We start from the raw sequence: 20,006 nt of genomic DNA, 5'->3' as shown, positions 1-20,006 counted from the left end.
ATCATGCTCCTTGAGTGGATGGGGGAATCGGGGTGGCGCTTGCCTGCGCGCCGTCCATGGCGCGCACCTCGAGCAGCAGCCCGTGGCGTCCGATGACCAGCACGCGCTGGCCGTGCGTCATCGGCATGGCACTGTGCACCTGCCAGCGTTCGCCGCGTATTTCGGCCCAGCCGTCATCCCACAGATCCTCCAGCACCACGCCGGGCATGCCGATCATCGCGTCGCCGCCATTGATCGAGGGCATGCGACGGGCGCGCCAGAGCAGCGTCCAGACGGCGAACAGGAACACCGCGCTGGCCAGTGCCAGGCTGCCGATCAGCCACAGCGGAATGCCGAAGCCGGGGACATTCGTATCGATCAGCATCACCGCGCCGAAGATGAAGGCGATGATGCCGCCCACGCCCAGTGCGCCAAAGGTGGGCAGGTATAGCTCCGCCACCATGCAGCCAATGCCCAGTGCGATCAGCCCCAGGCCTGCGTAGCTGACGGGCAGCATATGCAGCGCGAACAGCGCCAGCAGCAGGCAGATCGCGCCGCCAATGCCGGGTACCACCATGCCCGGCGTGGAGAACTCGAAGATCAGGCCGTAGATGCCGGCCATCATCAGGATCAGCGCCACGCTGGGATCGGTGATGACCTCCAGGAAGCTGTCGCGCCAGTCTGGCTCCAGCACCTGCACCGGCGCGTGCGCCGTGCGCAGCACGCGCTCCGTGCCGGCGGCCTGGATGTGCTTGCCGTCCACGGCGCGCAGCAGGGCGGGCAGGTCGGGGGCGATCAGGTCCGCGACCTTCTGCGCGACCGCCTCGCTGGCCGACAGGCTGACCGCCTCGCGCACCGCGCGTTCGCCCCACTCGGCATTGCGCCCGCGCAATTGCGCCAGACCGCGTATATAAGCCGAGGCGTCGTGCATCTGCTTGCGCTCCATGGTGTCCTGCGGCGGCGCGCCGGCAGGGGCGGAGGCGGAGCCTGGGGCCGCCTCCGGTTTCTGTGGCCCGCCAATGCCGATCTGCACCGGGCTGGCCGCGCCCAGGTTGGTGCCAGGCGCCATCGCGGCGATATGGCTGGCGTAGAGGATGTAGGTGCCGGCGCTGGCCGCGCGCGCGCCGCCCGGATAGACGTAGCTCGCCACCGGTACCGGCGAGGCCAGGATGCCCTGGATGATCTCGCGCATGGACAGGTCCAGTCCGCCCGGGGTGTCCATTTCCAGCACGATCAACTGTGCGCCGGCATCGCGAGCGCGCGCCATGCCACGCTCGATAAAGCTCGCGCTGGCCGGGCCGATCGCGCCTTTGAGCGGTATGACGAAAACGGGGGGAACGGCGCCGGCGGCCGCGTTCGCGCTCGCCTGCGCATTGGCCAGCGTGGCGGGGACCAGCGGTGTCGCCACCAAGGCAGCGAGGGCTAGCCAGACGGCCGTTGCAAGCCATCTCAGGAGCATCGGGACATGCTTCATGGCAATGGCGCCGGCACGTGGAGTGCAAACGCGGCGCCACTTCCAGTGTAGGCGACCGGGCACATCTTGCCCGGCTTGGCGGCCGCGGGTGGACTCAGGCGGCCGCGGCCAGGCCTGGCCGTGGGGCGCGCAGGGTGTCGGCCAAGGCGCCCAGCGCGGTATTGGCCATGGCCGGATGCCAGGCCAGCAATGTGGTGACTTTGCCAGCCTGGCCGAGGCCGTGGAGGCTGATCTTGGGCAGGTCGCGGTACAGGCCAAGTACCGAACGCGGCACAATCGCCACGCCAATGCCGGCTGCCGCGCAGGCAATGATGGCGTGATACGAGCCCAGCTCCAGCACCCGGCGCGGCGGGCTGCCGCTGGCGCCGAACCAGGCTTCGAGCCGGCCGCGGTAATTGCAGCCGGACTCGAACGACAGCATGGTGCGGGTTTCCAGGTCGGCCGCGCTGTGGATGGGCGCATGGCGCTCGCGGGCGATCAGCACCAGTTCTTCCTCGAACGCTGGCAGCGACGCCAGCGCCGGATCATCCAGCGGCTGGGCCACAAAGGCGCAGTCCACTTCGAAGCGCGCCAGCGCCTGCAAGGCCTGGCGCGTGGGGCAGGTCACCAGTTCCAGTTCCACGTCCGGCCACGCCTGGTGATAGGCGGCCAGCACGGCGGGCAGGCGGCTGGCCGCCGTGCTCTCCATCGAGGCGATGCGCAGGCGGCCTTGCGGCCTGGCTGGCAGCACGGCCTGGCGGGCTTCTTCGGCCAGGTCCAGCACGCGGCGGGCGTAGTTGAACAAAGTCTGTCCGGCCGGCGTCAGCACCATGCGCTTGCCGTCACGCAGGAACAGATCGACGCCGAGCGAGGCCTCCAGCTGGCGAATGCGGGTGGTGACATTGGACTGCACGCGGTGCAGGCGGGTGGCGGCGCGGGTGATGCCGCCTTCCTCCACGACAGAGCGAAAGATTTCCAGGGAAGCCAGGTCCATTGCGATCCCCTTGCAGGATGTGACGATGAAGTGACGGCGAACAAAAGATCATCTCAAAAAAAGATGATTTAGTTCTCAATTATTCATTTTTCGGTTCGCCGGCCCGAGCGTAGCATGCGCCTATGAAATCCACATCCACACTGGCATCACGCGCCGCCGCCGCGCCGGCGCCGGCACAGCCTGGCGTGCGGGCCGTGGCCCTGGCGGGGCTGGTGGCGCTGGGCGTGGCGATGGGCGTTGGCCGCTTCGCCTTTACGCCGCTGCTGCCCATGATGCTGCACGACGGCAGCGTCACGCTGGGCGAGGGCGGCTGGCTGGCTACGCTGAACTACCTGGGCTACTTCGCCGGCGCGGCCGCTTGCCTGTTCATCCGGCCCGACCCGGCGCGCATGGTCCGGCTCGGCATGGTGGCTACCGTCGCGCTGACGCTTGGCATGGCGGCGCCCGGCGGCATGGCGGCCTGGGGCCTGTGGCGCGCCGCGGCCGGCGTGGCCAGCGCGATGGTCATGGTCTACGGCTCGGCCTGGTGCATGCACCGGCTGGCCGAACTGGGCCGGGCGTCGCTGGGTGGCGTGATCTTTTGCGGGCCGGGCATTGGTATCGTCATCACGGGCGTTTCCGTCTTTGCCATGGTGAGCGCCGGCTGGCGGGCCAGCTGGGGCTGGCTGGCCTTCGGCGCGCTCGCGGTGCTGCTGGTCAGCGCGGTCTGGCATGTCTTCACGCCCGCGCCGCGCACCGCGCACGCAGCCGGCCCGGCCGCGCCGGCGCAAGCGGCGCCGCGGCTTGGCCGCGAGACCTGGCTGCTGACCTTCGCCTACGGCCTGGCGGGCTTCGGCTACATCATCACGGCCACGTTCTTGCCGGTGATCGCGCGCCAGGCCATGCCGGACTCGCTGTGGGCAGACCTGTTCTGGCCCATCTTCGGCGTGGGGGTGACCATTGGCGCTTTCGTCGCCTCACGCGTCAGCACGGAGCGCGACAATCGCCGGCTGCTGGTCTTTACCTATGTGATGCAGGCGATCGGCGTGGCCATCGCGGTGGCCTGGCCAACGGTGGCGGGTTTCGCGCTCAGCAGCATGCTGGCCGGGTTGCCGTTCAATGCGCTGGTGTCGTTCGCCATGCGCGAGGCGCGCCGGTTGTGGGGCGCACAGGCGCAGCGCCTGATGGGCCTGATGACCGCCAGCTACGGCCTCGGCCAGATTGTCGGGCCGCCGCTGGCCACGGCGCTGGTGGCACGCACCGGCGGCTTCGCCGCCTCGCTTGGCTGCGCCGTGGCGGCCCTGTTGCTGGGTGGCGCGATCTTCGCCTGGATGAGCCGGCAACAACGCAGATAATCCGGCTCTTCCAAGCTGCCGGCGCACGCCCTGACGCGGCGCCGGCCTTGCGCTACAGTATCGCCTTTGCCGCCCCCGGCGCCGGTTGGCTGAACCGGCGCGCGGCATCCGCGCGGCGCAGGAGCCGAATCATGTCCTTTGCCTTGCAGCCCGCCCGTGCCGCGGGCGCCACTCAACCCGTCACGCAAGCCGAGTCGCGCATGCGCGTCGACCTGGCGGCGGCTTACCGCCTGTGCGCCCGGCAAGGTTGGGACGACCTCATCTACACCCATATCTCTGCAGCCGTGCCGGATGAGCCCGATCACTTCCTGATCAATCCGTTCGGCTTTGCCTTCGACGAAATCCGCGCCAGCGACCTGGTCAAGATCAATGGCCGCGGCGAGGTGGTGGGCGACAGCACGCATGCGGTCAACGTTACCGGCTTCGCGCTGCATGGCGCGGTGCATGCAGCGCGCCCCGATGCGGTGTGCGTGATGCACCTGCATAACAGCGCTGGCGTGTCGGTATCGGCCCAGGCCTGCGGTCTGCTGGCGCTCTCGCAGCACGCCTTGCGCTTCTATGGCCGGTTGGCCTATCACGACTACGAAGGCCTGGCGTTCACGCCCGCCGAGGGCGCGCGGCTGACCGCGTCGCTCGGCCAGCATCCCGCCATGCTGCTGCGCAACCACGGCACGCTGACGGTTGGCCGGACCGTGGCCGAGGCGTACGTGCTGATGGCGACGCTCATCAAGGCCTGCGAGATCCAGCTTGGCGCGCAGGCTGGCGGACAGGTCGTGCAGCCGCCGCATGCGCTGGCACAACGGGCGTCCGAGCAGCTTGACGACGGCGGCGCCGTCGAGGGCGAACTGGAATGGCCGTCGCTGTTGCGCAAACTCGATAGAATCGATGTTTCGTACCGCGATTGACTTTGACGGGTGCTGGCAGATCCCTGCGCGCATCGCCAGGGCAATCCGCAACGGACAACGAAAAACAAAACGACAACAGGAAACAGGAAGCAAGCCATGCCGACTTACCACGTAGAACTCTTCGAAGGCCGCACCATCGAGCAAAAGCGCAAGCTGGTCGAGGAAGTCACCCGCGTCACCTGCGAGACGCTCGGCTGCTCGGCCTCGGCCGTGGATATCATCATCACCGACATCAAGCGCGAGAACTGGTCCACCGGCGGCCAGCTGTGGGCTGACAAGAAGTAAGCCACGCGCAGCGACGCAACAAGCCCCATACCAGAAACCGCCCCGGGCCAAAGGCCACAAGCCCCGACGCCCATGGCATGCGCCACGCCACCCGCCACGGATCACCCCATGCAGCATTTCGCCTCCGATAACTACGCCGGCTTCTGTCCGGAATCGCTCAAGTATTTCCTCGAAGCCAACGGCAGCGGCCACGAGCAGGCCTATGGCGACGACTCTTGGACGCAAAAAGTCTGCGACCGGATCCGCGACCTGTTCCAGACCGATTGCGAGGTGTTTTTCGTCTTCAACGGGACCGCGGCGAACTCACTGGCACTGTCCGCGCTGTGCCAGTCCTACCACTCGGTGATCTGCCATGAGCTGGCACATATCGAGACCGATGAGTGCGGCGGCCCGGAGTTTTTCTCCAACGGCTCCAAGCTGCTGACCGCGCCGGGCGCCAACGGCAAGCTCACGCCCGATGCGGTGGAAGCGCTGGTGACGCGCCGCTCCGATATCCACTATCCCAAGCCCAAGGTGGTGTCGCTGACGCAGTCGACCGAGGTCGGCACGGTGTACACGGTGGAGGAAGTGCGAGCCATTGCCGCCATCGCCAAGCGCCGCCAGTTGCGCGTGCACATGGATGGCGCTCGCTTTGCCAATGCCGTGGCTTCACTCGGTGTGCATCCGTCCGAGATCACCTGGCGCGCAGGGGTGGACGTGCTGTGCTTCGGCGGTACCAAGAACGGCCTGCCGGTGGGCGAGGCCGTGGTGTTCTTCGACCGCAAGCTGGCCGAGGATTTTGCTTACCGCGTCAAGCAGGCCGGGCAACTGGCTTCCAAGATGCGTTTTATCTCGGCCCCGTGGCTGGGCTTGCTCGAGAACGATGTGTGGCTCGGCAACGCCCGCCATGCCAACGCCATGGCGCAGCTGCTGCATGAGCGCATTGCCAGCATCCCGGGCGTGCGCATCATGTTCCCGACGGAGTCCAACGCTGTCTTTGCCGAGCTGCCGCTCGCGGCCATCGAGGCGCTGCGTGCCAAGGGCTGGCGCTTCTATACGTTTATCGGTGCCGGCGGCTGCCGCTTCATGTGCTCGTGGGATCTGCAGCCGGAAACCGTCGAGGCGCTGGCCGCGGATATGCGTGTGGCCTGCGGCGCGTGAAGGCCGCCGCCCTTATAAAATGACAACATAACAAGACGACAAAAACAGGAGCTCCCGCATGGCCGTTTACCGATACTGTCCGCAATGTGGTTCGCCGCTGGAATTGCTGCCGCATTCCGGCCGCGAACGTGATGCCTGCATCCAGCCAGAGTGCGGCTTTGTCCACTGGAATAATCCGCTGCCCGTGCTGGCCGCGGTGGTGGAATATGAAGGCAAGCTGCTGCTGGCGCGCAATGCCGCGTGGCCGGAAAAAATGTTCGCGCTGGTGACCGGTTTCATGGAGCGCGACGAGACGCCGGAGCAGGGCGTGGCGCGGGAGCTCAAGGAAGAAACCAACCTGGACGCGCACTCGGTATCGCTGATCGGCGTGTACGAGTTCATGCGCAAGAACGAGCTGATCATCGCCTACCATGTGCAGGCGAGCGGCACCATCGCGTTGTCCGAGGAGCTGGCCGACTACAAGCTGGTGGCGCCCGAGGACATGCGGATCTGGTCGGCGGGCACGGGCTTCGCGGTGGCCGACTGGCTGGCCTCGCGTGGCCATCCGGTGCGGTTCTTCGATCGCCAGACCGGCGAGGACATTCCCGACCCGCGCCGGCGCGAAGGCCTGGGGCAGCCGGGCATTTCGCTACAATACCGGCCATAATCATCAGTCATCGATGCGACAGCGGCAGGCACCGTCCCAATGGCCTGATGGCTACTAACGGCCACAATGGGCCATGCTAGGCCCTGAGCGCACAGAACCAAGGAAGAGAGGAATGGAGTTCCAGAAAGAAGTGGATGCGCGCGGCCTGAACTGCCCGCTGCCGATCCTGCGCACCAAGAAGGCGCTGGCCGACATGCCCAGCGGCGATGTTCTCAAGATTCTCGCTACCGATCCCGGCGCCACGCGGGATTTCCAGGCGTTCGCCAAGCAGACCGGCAACGAGCTGCTGTCGCACCAGGAAGTGGACAAGGTCTTTGTGTTCTACATGCGCCGGCGTTAATTCAACGGCCGCTCGATGCGAGCGCCCCCCGCGCCAAATGAAAAAAGCCGCGTTTGCGGCTTTTTTCACGGTTCCGGATCTTCAGGTGCTCAGATGCTATCGATGCGCGCACGCAGGTAGGTGCTGAATTCGTCCATCACCTCCGGGTGCTTGAGCGCAAACTCCACGGTGGCCTTCAGGTAGCCCAGCTTGCTGCCGCAGTCGTAGCGCACGCCCTTGTAGCGGTAGGCCAGCACCTGTTCCTGGCTGAGCAGGGACTGGATGGCATCGGTGAGCTGGAACTCGCCGCCCGCGCCCGGCTTGAGGTTGCGGATATGGTCGAAGATGCGCGGGGTCAGGATGTAGCGGCCGACCACGCCCAGGTTGGACGGTGCGTTCTCCGGCGCGGGCTTCTCGACGATGTTCGAGACCTTGATCACGCCTTCGTCCCATTCGCGGCCATCCACCACGCCGTAGGAGCGGCTCTGCTCCGGCGCGATCTCTTCCACGCCCAGCACCGAGCAGTTGTAGTGGCCGTACAGGTCCACCATCTGCTTCATGACCGGCGGATTGCCATCCAGCAGGTCATCGGCCAGCATCACGGCGAACGGTGCGTCGCCCACCAGCTTCTCCGCGCAGAGCACGGCATGGCCAAGGCCGAGTGCCTCGGGCTGGCGCACATAGAAGCATTCCACGTGCGACGGCTTGATCGAGCGCACCAGGGAGAGCAGCGCCTGCTTGTTCTTTGCCTCGAGCTCCGCCTCGAGCTCATAGGCCTTGTCGAAGTGATCTTCGATGGCGCGCTTGGAGCGGCCGGTGACGAAGATCATCTCGGTGATGCCGGCAGCCATGGCTTCTTCCACGGCGTACTGGATCAAGGGTTTGTCGACCACCGGCAGCATTTCCTTCGGGCTTGCCTTGGTAGCCGGCAAAAAACGAGTGCCGAGACCGGCTACCGGGAAGACAGCCTTGGTGACGCGGGTTTCCATATCGGTTTTCCTTATCAATTCGGTGTAGACAACCCTGCTGGTAATGCAAAGCTCATGCCGGCAATCGCTGTAGTTGATCCTGCAGCTTGACCAGCGTCTGTTCGAAATCCGACAGACGCTGGGTTTCTTGCGCGACGACGGCGGGCGGTGCCTTGGCGACGAAGCTCTCGTTGGACAGCTTGCCACGGCACTTGCCGAGTTCGGCGCTGATGCGCTCTATTTCCTTGGACAGGCGCACGCGTTCCGCGGCCACGTCGATTTCGATCTTCAGCAGCAGATGGTTGCCGCCGACGATGGCCACCGGCGCGCCGGCACCTTCCGCCATCAGGGCATTCTGATCTTCGAATACCTTGACCTCCGAAAGCTTTGCCAGCGCCTGCACATAAGCCTGGGCCGACGTCAGGAACGCGCTGTCGCCCTCAGCGTACAGCGGAATGCGCTGGGCCGGCGAGATGTTCATTTCGCCGCGCAGGTTGCGGCAGGCGTCGACCACGGCCTTGAGCTGAGCGGTCCATTGCTCGGCGGCCTCGTCGATCTTTGCCATGGCGGGCAGGGGATAGGCCTGCAGCGCCAGCGTCTCGCTGCCGTCGCCCTTGGCGCGGCCGGCCAGCGGCGCTACCTTCTGCCACAGTTCTTCGGTGATGAAGGGGATGATCGGGTGGGCCAGGCGCAGCACGGTTTCCAGCACGCGCAACAGCGTGCGGCGGGTGGCGCGCTGCTGCGCTGGCGTGCCGTTCTGGATCTGGACCTTGGCCAGTTCCAGGTACCAGTCGCAGTACTCGTCCCAGACGAACTTGTAGATGGCGCTGGCGATATTGTCGAAGCGGTACTCGGCAAAGCCCTTTTCCACTTCGGCTTCCACGCGCTGCAGCAGCGACACGATCCAGCGGTCCGGCTGCGAGAAATGCAGGTAGCCGTCGGGGCCGCAGTCGTTGCTGCACGGGCCCATGCCGCAGTCGTGCCCTTCGGTGTTCATCAGCACGAAGCGCGTGGCGTTCCACAGCTTGTTGCAGAAGTTGCGATAGCCTTCGCAGCGGCCGGTGTCGAAGTTGATGTTGCGGCCCAGCGTGGCCAGCGAGGCGAAGGTGAAACGCAGTGCATCGGCGCCAAACGCCGGAATGCCCTCGGGGAACTCCTTCTTGGTCTTTTTCTCGATTTTGGGCGCGTCCTTGGGGCGGCGCAGGCCGGTGGTGCGCTTCTTGAGCAGCGGCTCGAGCTCGATGCCGTCGATCAGGTCGACCGGGTCCAGGGTGTTGCCCTCGGACTTGCTCATCTTCTTGCCTTCCGAATCCCGCACCAGACCGTGCACATAGACGGTATGGAACGGCACCTTGCCGGTAAAGTGCTTGGTCATCATGACCATGCGCGCCACCCAGAAGAAGATGATGTCGTAACCGGTAACAAGTGCCGACGACGGCAGAAAGTGTTGCAACGCCGGCGTCTCGGCGGGCCAGCCCAGCGACGAGAAGGGCACCAGGGCCGAGGAGAACCAGGTGTCGAGCACATCGTCCTCGCGGCGCAGCGGCCCGGTGCTGCCGGCCGCGCGCGCCTGGGCCTGCGCCTCTTCCTCGGTACGGGCGACGAAGCACTTGCCGGCCTCGTCGTACCAGGCCGGGATCTGGTGGCCCCACCACAGCTGGCGCGAGATGCACCAGTCCTGGATGTTCTCCAGCCACTGGTTGTAGGTGCTGTTCCAGTTATCGGGGATCAGCTTGATCTCGCCGCTCTGCACGGCGTCCAGCGCCACTTCGGCAATCGAGCGGCCCGGGTGGTAGGTGCCTTCCGGCGCCGGCTTGCTCATGGCGACGAACCACTGGTCGGTCAGCATCGGCTCGATGGCGCTGCCAGTGCGCTCGCTGCGCGGCGTCATCAGCTTGTGCTTCTTGACCTCGGCCAGCAGGCCCTGGGCATCCAGGTCCGCCACGATGCGGGTGCGCGCCTCGAAGCGGTCCAGGCCGGCATAGGCGGCGGGCGCGTCGGCGACGATCTTGGCGTCGAGCGTCAGGATGGACAGCTGCGCCAGCTTGTGGCGCTGGCCAACCGCATAGTCGTTGAAATCATGGGCGGGAGTCACCTTGACCACGCCGGTGCCGAATTCGCGGTCGACGTAGTCGTCGGCGATCACCGGGATATCGCGCCCGGTGAGCGGCAGGCGTACAAACTTGCCGATCAGGTGCGCATAACGCTCGTCTTGCGGGTGCACCATCACGGCCACGTCGCCCAGCATGGTCTCGGGGCGGGTGGTGGCCACCGTCAGGTGGGTCAGGCCGTGCGCGGTATCGGCCTCGGCCAGCGGATAGCGGATGTGCCACATCGAGCCATCTTCCTCGACGTTGTCCACTTCCAGGTCCGACACCGCGGTGCCCAGCACCGGGTCCCAGTTGACCAGGCGCTTGCCGCGGTAGATCAGGCCTTGCTCGAACAGGCGCACGAAGACTTCGGTGACCGCCTTGGACATTTCCGGCGACATCGTGAAGTACTCATGGCTCCAGTCGATCGAGGCGCCCATGCGGCGGATCTGGCGCGTAATCGTCGAGCCGGACTCTTCCTTCCACTCCCACACCTTCTCGACGAACTTCTCGCGGCCCAGCTCATGGCGCGAAACGCCTTGCGCTTCCAGTTGGCGCTCCACCACGATCTGGGTGGCGATGCCGGCGTGGTCGGTGCCCGGCACCCACAGGGTGTTTGCGCCGCGCATGCGGGCATGGCGGGCCAGGCCGTCCATGATGGTCTGGTTGAAGGCATGGCCCATGTGCAGCGTGCCGGTCACATTGGGCGGCGGCAGCTGGATGCAGAAGTCCGGACGGTCCGGATCGAGGGTCGGCTTCGCGATGCCGCGCTTCTCCCACTCTGGGCCCCACTTGGCCTCAATGGCGGCGGGTTCGAAGCTCTTGGCAAGGGACTGGTCTTGGGCGGTCATGCTCGGATGTCGATGATTACGTCGGATTCTGCGGGCCAGGCGGGCAGGGGCAACGCGCCGGGAAAACGTCAAATTATAGGGGAGGCGGGTGGGGGGTGCGCGATTTCGGCCCTGGCCCGGGCGAGCGGCGTCATTTTGCCGATGCTTTGCGCTGCGTGAAAGTGCTCTGCTTACCTCTCGCGAGGGGATCCGCCGCGCTTTTTTGCGCCATTTTGCTTGGTTCCCGGCCCCCCTGCCGGACGATCCCCCTGTCCGGCGGCCGGGGCCGCGCGGGCACGAGGGGCGCCCCGGTATAATTCGGGGCACTCCACAAGGCCTCCCCGATGTCCGACCTGCTTGCCAATCTCAATGCCGAACAACTAGCCGCCGTCACTTTGCCTGACGAGCCGGCGCTGATCCTGGCTGGCGCGGGCAGCGGCAAGACGCGTGTGCTGACCACCCGCATCGCGTGGCTGATCCAGAACGGCCGGGTGTCACCCGCCGGCCTGCTGGCGGTGACCTTTACCAACAAGGCCGCCAAGGAGATGATGACGCGGCTGACGTCAATGCTGCCGATCAACACGCGCGGCATGTGGATCGGCACGTTCCACGGGCTGTGCAACCGCATGTTGCGCGCGCATTATCGCGATGCCGGCCTGCCGCAGACCTTTGCCATCCTCGACAGCCAGGACCAGCTCTCCGCCCTCAAGCGCCTGCTCAAGTCGCTGAACGTGGATGATGAGAAGTACCCGGCCAAGAACCTGCAGTACTTCATCAACAACGCCAAGGAGCAAGGCCTGCGCCCGGCCGATGTGGAGGCCAACGACGACTTCAATCGCCGCTTTGTCGATCTCTACGCCGCCTACGATGTGCAGTGCCAGCGCGAGGGCGTGGTTGATTTCGCCGAGCTGCTGCTGCGCTGCTACGAGCTGCTGCGCTACAACGACGCGATCCGCCAGCACTACCAGCACCGCTTCCGCCATGTGCTGGTGGACGAGTTCCAGGACACCAACGTGCTGCAGTACCGGTGGCTCAAGATGCTGGCTGGCTTTGGCACGCAGAACCCGGCCGCGGTATTCGCGGTCGGCGACGACGATCAGAGCATCTACGCGTTCCGTGGCGCCAATGTCGGCAACATGCGCGACTTCGAGCATGAGTTCCGCGTGCGCCACATGATCAAGCTGGAGCAGAACTACCGCTCCCATGGCCACATCCTGGATTCGGCCAACCACCTGATTGCCCACAATTCGCGCCGCCTGGGCAAGAACCTGCGCACCGATGCCGGCCACGGCGAGCCGGTGCGGGTGTACCAGGCCGGCACCGACGGCCAGGAGGCCGGCTGGATCGTGGAGGAAATCCGTGACCTGATCGCACAGGGCATGAGCCGCTCGGAGATCGCCATCCTCTACCGCAGCAATGCCCAGTCGCGGGTGATCGAGCACGCGCTCTTCTCGGCCAGCATTTCCTATCGCGTGTACGGCGGCTTGCGCTTCTTCGAGCGCGCCGAAGTCAAGCACGCGCTGGCTTACCTGCAGTTGCTGGAGAACCCGCGCAACGACGCTGCCTTCGGCCGCGTGGTGAATTTCCCCACGCGCGGCATCGGCGCGCGCTCGCTGGAAGCCCTGCAGGATGCGGCGCGCCAGTACAACTGCTCGCTGGCCGAAGCCGTGGCCTTCGTGCCCGGCAAGGCCGGCAGCACGCTGGGCGCCTTTGTGCGGCTGATCGAGCAGATGCGCGCCGAGACGCGCCGCATGACGCTGCCGGAAACAGTCGAGTACGTGACCAACACCAGCGGCCTGATCACGCACTACCGCGCGGAAAAGGAAGGCCAGGACCGCATCGAGAACTTGCAGGAACTGGTGACGGCGGCGCAGGCGTTCGTGACGGAGGAAGGCTTTGGGCTGGACGCGCTGGCCAGCGCGATTCCGGTCGGGCGCGATGGCGCGCAGCCGCTGCCCGCGCTGGCCGAGGGCGACCAGGCCCAGCAGGTGCTGGATCCCGAGGCGCTGCCGGTGGTGATGACCCCGCTGGTGGCCTTTCTCACCCATGCCTCGCTGGAAGCCGGCGACAACCAGGCGCAGGCGGGCCAGGACGCCGTGCAGATGATGACGGTGCATGCCGCCAAGGGGCTGGAGTTCAATGCGGTCTTCATCACCGGGCTGGAAGAAGGACTGTTCCCGCACGAGAACAGCGCCACCGAGGCCGACGGGCTGGAGGAAGAGCGCCGCCTGATGTACGTGGCCATCACGCGCGCGCGCGAGCGGCTCTATCTCTCGTTCGCGCAAAGCCGCGTGCTGCATGGGCAGATGCGCTACCACGTGCGCTCGCGCTTCTTCGAGGAGCTGCCCGAGGAATCGCTCAAGTGGCTGATGCCGCCTGCGCAGGCCTATGGCGGCGGCGGTTCGCAGCGCCGCCAGCAGAACGAGGGCGGCTGGGGCCGCGACTGGTTCAAGAAGGCCGAGGACGTTCCCTATTCGGGCACCCAGCCTACCGGCGGCATGGACACCGGCAACGGCTATGCGGATGCCAAGCGCCAGGCCGGCTCCGGCTTGCGTATCGGCCAGAGCGTGTTCCACAACAAGTTTGGCGAAGGCGTGATCGCCGGGCTCGAAGGCGAGGGCGATGCCGCCCGCGCGAATATCAAGTTCAAGCGCCACGGCGCCAAATGGCTGGTGCTGTCGGTCGCCAAGCTGGACCCGATCGACTGAGCGGGCGGGCTGGGGTTTAGTCCAGCTGGATGTTGCCTTCCTTGATCACCTTGGCCCATTCGGTGGTCTGGGCCTGGACGAATTTCGCCGCCTCGGCGGGCGTGCCGGCCACGATTTCCCCGCCCAGGCTGGTCACGCGCTCGCGATTCTCCGGCAGGTTGATGACCTTGCGGATCGCATCCGACAGGCGCTTGACGATCTCCGGCGGCGTGCCCGCCGGCAAGAACACGCCATTCCACTCGTAGACTTCATAGTGCGGCACGCCTGCCTCGGCCAGCGTCGGCGTGTCCGGCAGGATGGCCGTGCGCCTGGCGCCGGTCACGCCGAGCACGCGCAGCTTGCCCGCGCGCACATGCTGCAGGCCCGACGCCGTGTTGGCGAAGAACACCGGCACCTGCCCGGCAATCACATCGGCCATGGCCGGGCCGCCACCCTTGTACGGCACGTGCAGCAGGTCCAGTTTCATGCGCTGCGCGAACAGCGCGCCCGCCAGGTGCTGGGCCGAGCCATTGCCCGAGGACGCATAGGCAATGCTGCCAGGCTTGGCGCGTGCCATCGCGACCAGCTCCTGCGTGGTCTTGGCCGGGAACCGTGGGTTCACGACCAGCATGTTGGGATACAGCGCCAGCACCGAGACCGGGATGAAGGACTTGACCGGGTCGTAGGGCAGCCGCTTGTAGAGCGAGGGGTTGGCGGCAAACGAGGCGGCGTCGAGCAGCACCGTATAGCCGTCCGGCGCTGACTTGGCGACCAGGTCCGTGCCGATCTGGCCGCCCGCGCCGGGACGGTTGTCCACCACGATGGTCTGGCCCAGTTCCTGGCCCAGGCGCGGCGAGATCATGCGGGCCATGGTGTCGGCGCCGCCTCCGGGCGCGTAGGTGACTACCAGCCGGATGGGCTTGGCCGCGGGCCAGGCCTGTGCGTGCGCAAGACTGCTGGTGCCGGCGGCGAGCCAGCACAGGGCGGTGGCGCAAAGACGGATCGGGAATCGCATGGGTCTCCTCGGAGTGTGTAGGTCTGGGTGCTGCGCCGGGCCGCGCTTGCGGTGGCGTGGCGCGCGGGTTCGGCGCGGGTTCAGCGAACCTCGGCGCGATAGTGGAAATCGTCGGCATTGCCCAGCGTCTGGCGGAACTCCACGCGCCGGCCAGCCAGGTCAAACGCCACGCGGCTGACCGCCAGCGCGGGATGGCCTTCTGGCAGGCTCAGTTGAGCAGCCTCGCGCGCGCCAAGCCGGGTGAAGCGCAGGTCGTCGACGGCGCGGCCGACCGTGACGCCGCAGCGCTCGGCATACATCGGGTAGAGCAGGGGCGCGAACTCGGCCGGCTTGAGCGCGGCCAGCGCGCCGAACAGCGGCGCCGGCAGCCAGATGGTCTCGAGCAGGCGGACCTGGCCTTCCCAGCCGCGCTGGCGCAGTACGCGCAGCACCGGCGTGCCCGCAGCCAGGCCAAGCTGCATGGCGACATCCGCTGGCGCCGCCAGCGTGCGCAGCGACACGATGCGCGACTCGGGAATCTCCGAGCCGGCGTCGCCAAAGCGGAAGAACCGCGCCATGGTGGCGCCGGTCAGCGCGCCGCGCACAAAGGTGCCGCGGCCATGCACGCGCTCCAGCAAGCCTTCGTCCACCAGCGCCTGGATGGCGGCGCGCATGGTGCCCAGCGCCACGCCGTAGTGCTCGGCCAGTGCGCTCTCGGCCGCAATGGCGGTGCCGGAAGCCCATTCGCCGGCCAGGATGCGGCCCTTGAGCGCGGTCGCGATGCGGGCCCAGCGCGGTGCCGCCAGGCTGGCTGGCGTGGCGTCGAGGCCGGCTCCCGTCGGTTCGGGCAGGGCGGAACGGTCTGGCATTCGTGTCTCCATGCGTGCCCCGGCGGCGGTGCCTTTACGGGGAGAGCGGTGGCTCTAGTCATCTATAGGACTAGAGCATAGAATGGAGGGGCGCAGGTGTCAACCGGCGCTACCATTCATGGCGGCATGCGCCGTTCCTTGGGTCAGAACATGTTCCAGATCGATTCCCATTTCCACGTGTTTTCCGCCAATGCCCCCGCCGTGGGCGGGGCGCGCTACCGGCCCGCCTACGGCGCAAGCCTGGCGCAGTGGCAAGCCATCTCCGGGGCGCATGGCGTGCGCGCGGGCGTGGTGGTGCAGCCAAGTTTTTTCGGCTGCGACAACAGCGAGCTGGAAGCAGCGCTGGCGGCTTCGCCCGCGCTGCGCGGTGTTTGCGTAGTGGGCCCGGAGGCATCCGCTGGCGAGCTGGCGCGGTTGCACGGCCTGGGCGTGCGCGGCCTGCGCTGGAATATGGTGGGGCGGCACGACGACGCATCATGGCGCGATGCGCGCTGGCCCGCGCTGCTGGAGGCGGCCCACGCGCTGGGCTGGCACCTGGAGCTGCACACCGATCCGGGCCGGCTCAACGAGCTGCGGGCCTGGTTGCCGGCGGTGCCGATCGCGCTGGTGCTGGATCATTTCGGCAAGCCCGCGCCCGGCGCGCAGGCAGACGCGCCGATGCTGGCTTGCGCCGCGCACTGGCGCGGGCAAAGGGAGGTCTACGTCAAGCTGAGCGCGCCGTATCGCGTGGCGGCGGACCTGGCCGGCGTGGTGGCTGGCTGGCACCACTGCCTGGGCGAGCAAGGCTTGCTATGGGGATCGGACTGGCCCTGGACCAATCACGAGGCCGAGGCCGGCTATGCCGGCCTGCAGCGCAAGGTGTGGGAGTGGCTGGGCCCGCTGTGCGAGGCGCCGGACCGAAACGCGGCCCGGCTGTTCGGCCTGCGAGCCGCGTGACCAGCCTTCAGGCGGCCAGGTCCGGCCTGCCGGCGGCTTCTTCCGGCACGACATTGAAGCAGCCGCGGTAGGTGGCGTAGAACGAGCAATACATGATCGCCAGCATCAGCAGCGAGTACGGCGTGACCAGGAAGGACAGCACCGCTTCAGCCCCCAATGCGCCGAACAACGCCTCCAGGAAGAACGGTACCGCCACCAGCAGGACCGCGAACACCACGCCATAGGCCAGGAACGCGCCACGGTTGCGCCAGCACGCGGTCCAGCTGAAGAATAGTGCCTTGACCGGCGGCACGTTGTGCCACGCGGTGAGCAGCGGCGCAAACCAGAACAGCATGGCAATCGGCGTATACAACGCGGCCCCGATCATCAGCGCGAAGTAAAGCTGCCGCACGGATTCCGCCGACGGCGCTTCTTCCTTGAGCAGGATCGGCACCAGCGTGCTGATGTCCACCAGGCTGCCCGCGATGAGGCTCAACACGAAGACCAGGCCTGCATAGATGCCGCCCAGCACCAGCAGGTTGCGGCTTGCCTGCTTGCCGTTGCCGCGAAATCCCGCCAGTAATACGGTCGGCAGCACGCGCTTGTTCAGGATCACCTCGCGGCAGGCGGTCATGATGCCGACCGACAGGCCCGGGGTGACCACCAGCAGCGCGATGATGCCGATCAACGGCACGAACACGGCCAGTTGCGCCGCGATCAGGTAGACAAACAACAGCATCAGGAAGGCGAGCGGGTTCTTGCGGAACAGCCAGACACCCTGGCGGAACCAGACATAACCTTCCTTGGCGGAGACTTCCAGTAATTGCATGACGGTCAGGTCCAGGGCAGCGCGGCAGCTTCGATGCGCCGGCGCAGGATGCGTTCAAAGTGGGTCGGGTCATGCGGTTGCAGCATGTCGGCCTCGCGTGGCAGGTAGAAGTCCCACAGGCGGGAAATCCAGAAGCGCAGTGCGCCGGCGCGCAGCATGTCGCGCCAGTGCCGCGCCTCGATGGGGCCCAGCGGCCTCACGGCATGATAAGCCCGCAGCAAGGCCTGGCCACGGTCGGCGTCGAGCGCGCCGCTGGCCAGGTCGATGCACCAGTCGTTGACGGTGACGGCCAGGTCGAACAGCCACTTGTCGTTGCCGGCGAAGTAGAAATCGAAGAAGCCGCCCAGTTTCTCCTGCCCGGCGGGGCCGTCCTCGAACAGCGCGTTGTCACGGAACAGGTCGCAATGGCAAGGGCCGCCGGGCAGCGCCGCGTAGTCCGCGCCGCCGAAGAAAGCGGTCTGGTGGGCCAGTTCCTCGCGCAACAACGCTTGCTGGCCGGCATCCAGGAAGGGCAGGATCTCGCCTTCTGTTTGCTGCCACCACGGCAGGCTGCGCAGATTGGGCTGCTGGCGCGGATAGCTCTGGCCGGCAAGGTGCATGCGGGCGAGCATGTCGCCGACTTGCGCGCACTGCCCCACGCCTGGCGCCAGCTGCGAGCCGCCCGGCAGGCGCGTGACGATGGTCGCCGGCTTGCCCTTGAGCGCCCGCAGGATCTCGCCGTCGCGGCCCGGGATGGGCGCCGGCACGCGGATGTCGTGCGCGGCCAGGTGGGCCATCAGGTGCAGGTAGTACGGCAGTTGCTCGAACGTCAGGCGCTCGAAGATGGTCAGCACGTACTCGCGCGTGACGCCGTCCTGCTCCATGGTCAGGAAGAAATTGCTGTTCTCGATGCCCGAGGCAATGCCGCGCAAGTCGCGCATTTCGCCCAGGTTGTAATCAAGGAGCCAACTGGCGATCTCGTCCGGCGAGACCGTGGTGAATACGGCCATACTCTTTGTGTGAATCGAAACGGATGGTGGCGGGCGCAAGCAGAGCTTGGCTTTCGCGGCATGGATGCCGGAAGCGCCGGCGCGGCCCCGCCGTGATCATCTGGCGGGGTCGTGTGAAATCGGAAAACAGAAAACGAGAAGCAGAAAGCGAAACCCAGGACCCGGGAGCCGGGGTGCTAAAACCCGGCACGCCGATGCTCAGAATTGCAGCACTTTGACCGATGGTACGCGGTTCGTGTCGTGGTCCCGGATCTTTGGCGAGCTGTCTTCCGGCTTGCTCATCTGGTATTTGGTGCCCATGCCGGACTTGACCTCGATATCGGTGGCCTGGCCTTTGTTCTTGTATTCCCGGATCTGGGTGCCATCCCGCTCATTGAGCTGGAAGCTCGGTTCGCGCGGCTGGTTCAGCTGGGTCTTGGCCGGCGAGGTGATCGGCCGGTCATTGATCTGGTTCAGCTCTTGCTGGGTCAGCGCGCCGCCTGCCTGCTCGGCCGGCTGCGCCATCACCGCGGCCGGGGCGCCAAGCGCCACCAATGCCGCAAAAGCCAGCGCGCGCAGGGCGGCCGGACGGGGGGCTCCAAGCGGCTCCGGCGCTTGCGCGCGGGCGGTGGCCAGGAGTGAGGGGGAGGTCATTGAAGGCTCCTGCGCGGTGCAGCAGGCCGGGGGCATGCTGCGCCACAAATGGCGCTGCAGCCCGGCGGCGCCGGGCTTTGGCAGTGTGTCAGGCTTCCATTCTAGCAATTCCTGCCCGCGCCGGGCCCCCCGCGGTGACCCGACGGGCACCTTTGCGGGGCGGGCGGCGCGCCCGGAAGCCGCCTGGCGGGCTTGTCCTGCCTGGCTTACAGGTAGAACATCTCTTCCTTGGGAGGAATCGGGTTGTCGCCGCCGCGCTGCTCGTAGTACTCATACACCGCTTCGAGCACTTCGTGCGGCTCGTCCACGATCTTCATCAGGTCGAGGTCGTGCTCGGCGATCAGGCCCATCGGCAGCAGCGTGAAGCGGAACCAGTCAAGCAGGCCCTTCCAGAAGCGGCTGCCGAACAGCACCACCGGCACGGCGCGGGACTTGCCGGTCTGCACCAGCGTCAGCACTTCGGCCAGCTCATCCAGCGTGCCGAAACCGCCCGGCATCACGATAAAGGCGTCCGAATTCTTGACGAAGGTGACCTTGCGCGTGAAGAAGTGGCGAAAGCGCATGGCGATGTCCTGGTAGGGATTGCCTTGCTGCTCGTGCGGAAGCTCGATGTTCAGGCCCACGCTGGCCGACTTGCCCGCGTGGGCGCCCTTGTTGGCTGCCTCCATGATGCCAGGGCCGCCGCCCGAGATCACCGCGAAGCCAGCGTCGGAGAACAGGCGGGCGATCTCGATGGTGCGCTGGTAGTAAGGCGAATCCTCGCGCAGGCGCGCGCTGCCGTAGATCGAAACCGCCGGGCGGATCTCGGAAAGGTACTCGGTCGCCTCGATGAACTCTGCCATAATCGTGAACATTTGCCACGAAGCGCGCGCCTTCTTTGCTGTCGCGCGGTCTTCGTCGGCCAGCGCACGCAGGCTGGGAATCATCTTGCGTGGGTTGGCGCGGATGCCGGCGGCGGGAGACGTATCTCCCGGGCCATCGGCAGCGGCGCCGACCGTCACGTTCACGTCCATATCGGCCGCGGTGGTAATACCGCCTTGCGCGGCCTGCTTGAGGGCCGCCGCCGGATTATCGGCGCCGGCTGCGTCGGAAGGGGGGGCGGCGTTCGCACCGCCTGCGGCGGCACCAGTCAATTTTGAGTCCATGG

18 protein-coding genes are annotated in these 20,006 nt (G+C 66.7%); 8 read left to right on the top strand and 10 right to left on the bottom strand.

Annotated elements, in window-relative coordinates; all coding sequences use genetic code 11:
- Position 1 precedes the first annotated feature (1 nt).
- Entirely contained in the window at positions 2-1,438 is a 1,437-nt protein-coding gene (locus RR42_RS40735; protein WP_043352169.1) for an NfeD family protein, read from the bottom strand.
- A gap of 109 nt (positions 1,439-1,547) precedes the next feature.
- Positions 1,548-2,426 (bottom strand): LysR family transcriptional regulator, encoded by an 879-nt coding sequence (locus RR42_RS15135; protein ID WP_043348365.1) that lies wholly within the window; start codon positions 2,424-2,426, stop codon positions 1,548-1,550.
- A 122-nt stretch (positions 2,427-2,548) separates the two neighbouring features.
- Between RR42_RS15135 and RR42_RS15130 the strand changes: the two genes are divergently transcribed.
- From RR42_RS15130 to RR42_RS15105, 6 genes are all read left to right on the top strand, one after another.
- A complete protein-coding gene (locus RR42_RS15130) occupies positions 2,549-3,760 on the top strand; it encodes a YbfB/YjiJ family MFS transporter (RefSeq protein ID WP_043348360.1) in 1,212 nt (403 codons plus the stop codon).
- Between the two features lie 131 nt (positions 3,761-3,891).
- Positions 3,892-4,665, top strand: a complete 774-nt coding sequence (locus RR42_RS15125) for a class II aldolase/adducin family protein (protein ID WP_043348357.1) — start codon at positions 3,892-3,894, stop codon at positions 4,663-4,665.
- Between the two features lie 96 nt (positions 4,666-4,761).
- The gene (locus tag RR42_RS15120; RefSeq protein WP_043348354.1) at positions 4,762-4,950 is read left to right on the top strand and encodes a 4-oxalocrotonate tautomerase; all 189 of its coding nucleotides are present in this window, start codon (positions 4,762-4,764) and stop codon (positions 4,948-4,950) included.
- 108 nt (positions 4,951-5,058) lie between these two features.
- Positions 5,059-6,090 carry a threonine aldolase family protein gene (locus RR42_RS15115; protein WP_043348351.1) on the top strand — a complete coding sequence of 344 codons (1,032 nt, stop codon included), beginning with the start codon at positions 5,059-5,061 and terminating at the stop codon, positions 6,088-6,090.
- Between the two features lie 58 nt (positions 6,091-6,148).
- Positions 6,149-6,736 carry an NUDIX hydrolase gene (locus tag RR42_RS15110; RefSeq protein ID WP_043348348.1) on the top strand — a complete coding sequence of 196 codons (588 nt, stop codon included), beginning with the start codon at positions 6,149-6,151 and terminating at the stop codon, positions 6,734-6,736.
- A gap of 112 nt (positions 6,737-6,848) precedes the next feature.
- The gene (locus RR42_RS15105; RefSeq protein WP_043348346.1) at positions 6,849-7,076 is read left to right on the top strand and encodes a sulfurtransferase TusA family protein; all 228 of its coding nucleotides are present in this window, start codon (positions 6,849-6,851) and stop codon (positions 7,074-7,076) included.
- Between the two features lie 89 nt (positions 7,077-7,165).
- Here RR42_RS15105 and galU read toward each other — a convergent pair whose 3' ends face one another.
- Entirely contained in the window at positions 7,166-8,044 is an 879-nt protein-coding gene (galU, locus tag RR42_RS15100; RefSeq protein WP_043348343.1) for a UTP--glucose-1-phosphate uridylyltransferase GalU, read from the bottom strand.
- Positions 8,045-8,096: 52 nt separating this feature from the next.
- Positions 8,097-10,964 carry a valine--tRNA ligase gene (locus tag RR42_RS15095; protein WP_043348339.1) on the bottom strand — a complete coding sequence of 956 codons (2,868 nt, stop codon included), beginning with the start codon at positions 10,962-10,964 and terminating at the stop codon, positions 8,097-8,099.
- Positions 10,965-11,287: 323 nt separating this feature from the next.
- Here RR42_RS15095 and RR42_RS15090 point away from each other — a divergent pair, with 323 nt between their 5' ends.
- Positions 11,288-13,651: a UvrD-helicase domain-containing protein gene (locus RR42_RS15090; protein WP_043348335.1), complete on the top strand. Its 2,364-nt coding sequence runs from the start codon at positions 11,288-11,290 to the stop codon at positions 13,649-13,651.
- Positions 13,652-13,667: 16 nt separating this feature from the next.
- Here RR42_RS15090 and RR42_RS15085 read toward each other — a convergent pair whose 3' ends face one another.
- Positions 13,668-14,645: a tripartite tricarboxylate transporter substrate binding protein gene (locus RR42_RS15085; protein ID WP_043348333.1), complete on the bottom strand. Its 978-nt coding sequence runs from the start codon at positions 14,643-14,645 to the stop codon at positions 13,668-13,670.
- 80 nt (positions 14,646-14,725) lie between these two features.
- Positions 14,726-15,493 (bottom strand): GntR family transcriptional regulator, encoded by a 768-nt coding sequence (locus RR42_RS15080; RefSeq protein ID WP_043348330.1) that lies wholly within the window; start codon positions 15,491-15,493, stop codon positions 14,726-14,728.
- A 150-nt stretch (positions 15,494-15,643) separates the two neighbouring features.
- On the opposite strand from RR42_RS15080, the gene RR42_RS15075 reads away from it, so the two are divergent.
- Positions 15,644-16,429, top strand: a complete 786-nt coding sequence (locus RR42_RS15075) for an amidohydrolase family protein (RefSeq protein WP_052494644.1) — start codon at positions 15,644-15,646, stop codon at positions 16,427-16,429.
- 7 nt (positions 16,430-16,436) lie between these two features.
- Here RR42_RS15075 and RR42_RS15070 read toward each other — a convergent pair whose 3' ends face one another.
- The 4 genes from RR42_RS15070 to RR42_RS15055 form a co-directional block, all read right to left on the bottom strand.
- Positions 16,437-17,237 (bottom strand): BPSS1780 family membrane protein, encoded by an 801-nt coding sequence (locus RR42_RS15070; RefSeq protein WP_006159000.1) that lies wholly within the window; start codon positions 17,235-17,237, stop codon positions 16,437-16,439.
- A gap of 5 nt (positions 17,238-17,242) precedes the next feature.
- Positions 17,243-18,226 (bottom strand): homoserine kinase, encoded by a 984-nt coding sequence (locus tag RR42_RS15065; protein ID WP_043348327.1) that lies wholly within the window; start codon positions 18,224-18,226, stop codon positions 17,243-17,245.
- Between the two features lie 198 nt (positions 18,227-18,424).
- Entirely contained in the window at positions 18,425-18,859 is a 435-nt protein-coding gene (locus RR42_RS15060; protein ID WP_043348323.1) for a hypothetical protein, read from the bottom strand.
- A gap of 206 nt (positions 18,860-19,065) precedes the next feature.
- Entirely contained in the window at positions 19,066-20,004 is a 939-nt protein-coding gene (locus RR42_RS15055; protein WP_063778417.1) for a TIGR00730 family Rossman fold protein, read from the bottom strand.
- Between the last annotated feature and the right edge of the window lie 2 nt (positions 20,005-20,006).

Origin of the sequence: Cupriavidus basilensis (assembly GCF_000832305.1) — a bacterium.
In the GTDB taxonomy this organism is placed as follows: Bacteria; Pseudomonadota; Gammaproteobacteria; order Burkholderiales; family Burkholderiaceae; genus Cupriavidus; species Cupriavidus basilensis_F.
Note: the sequence above shows the minus strand (reverse complement) of the source record. Positions and strands in the feature narration are given on the sequence as shown.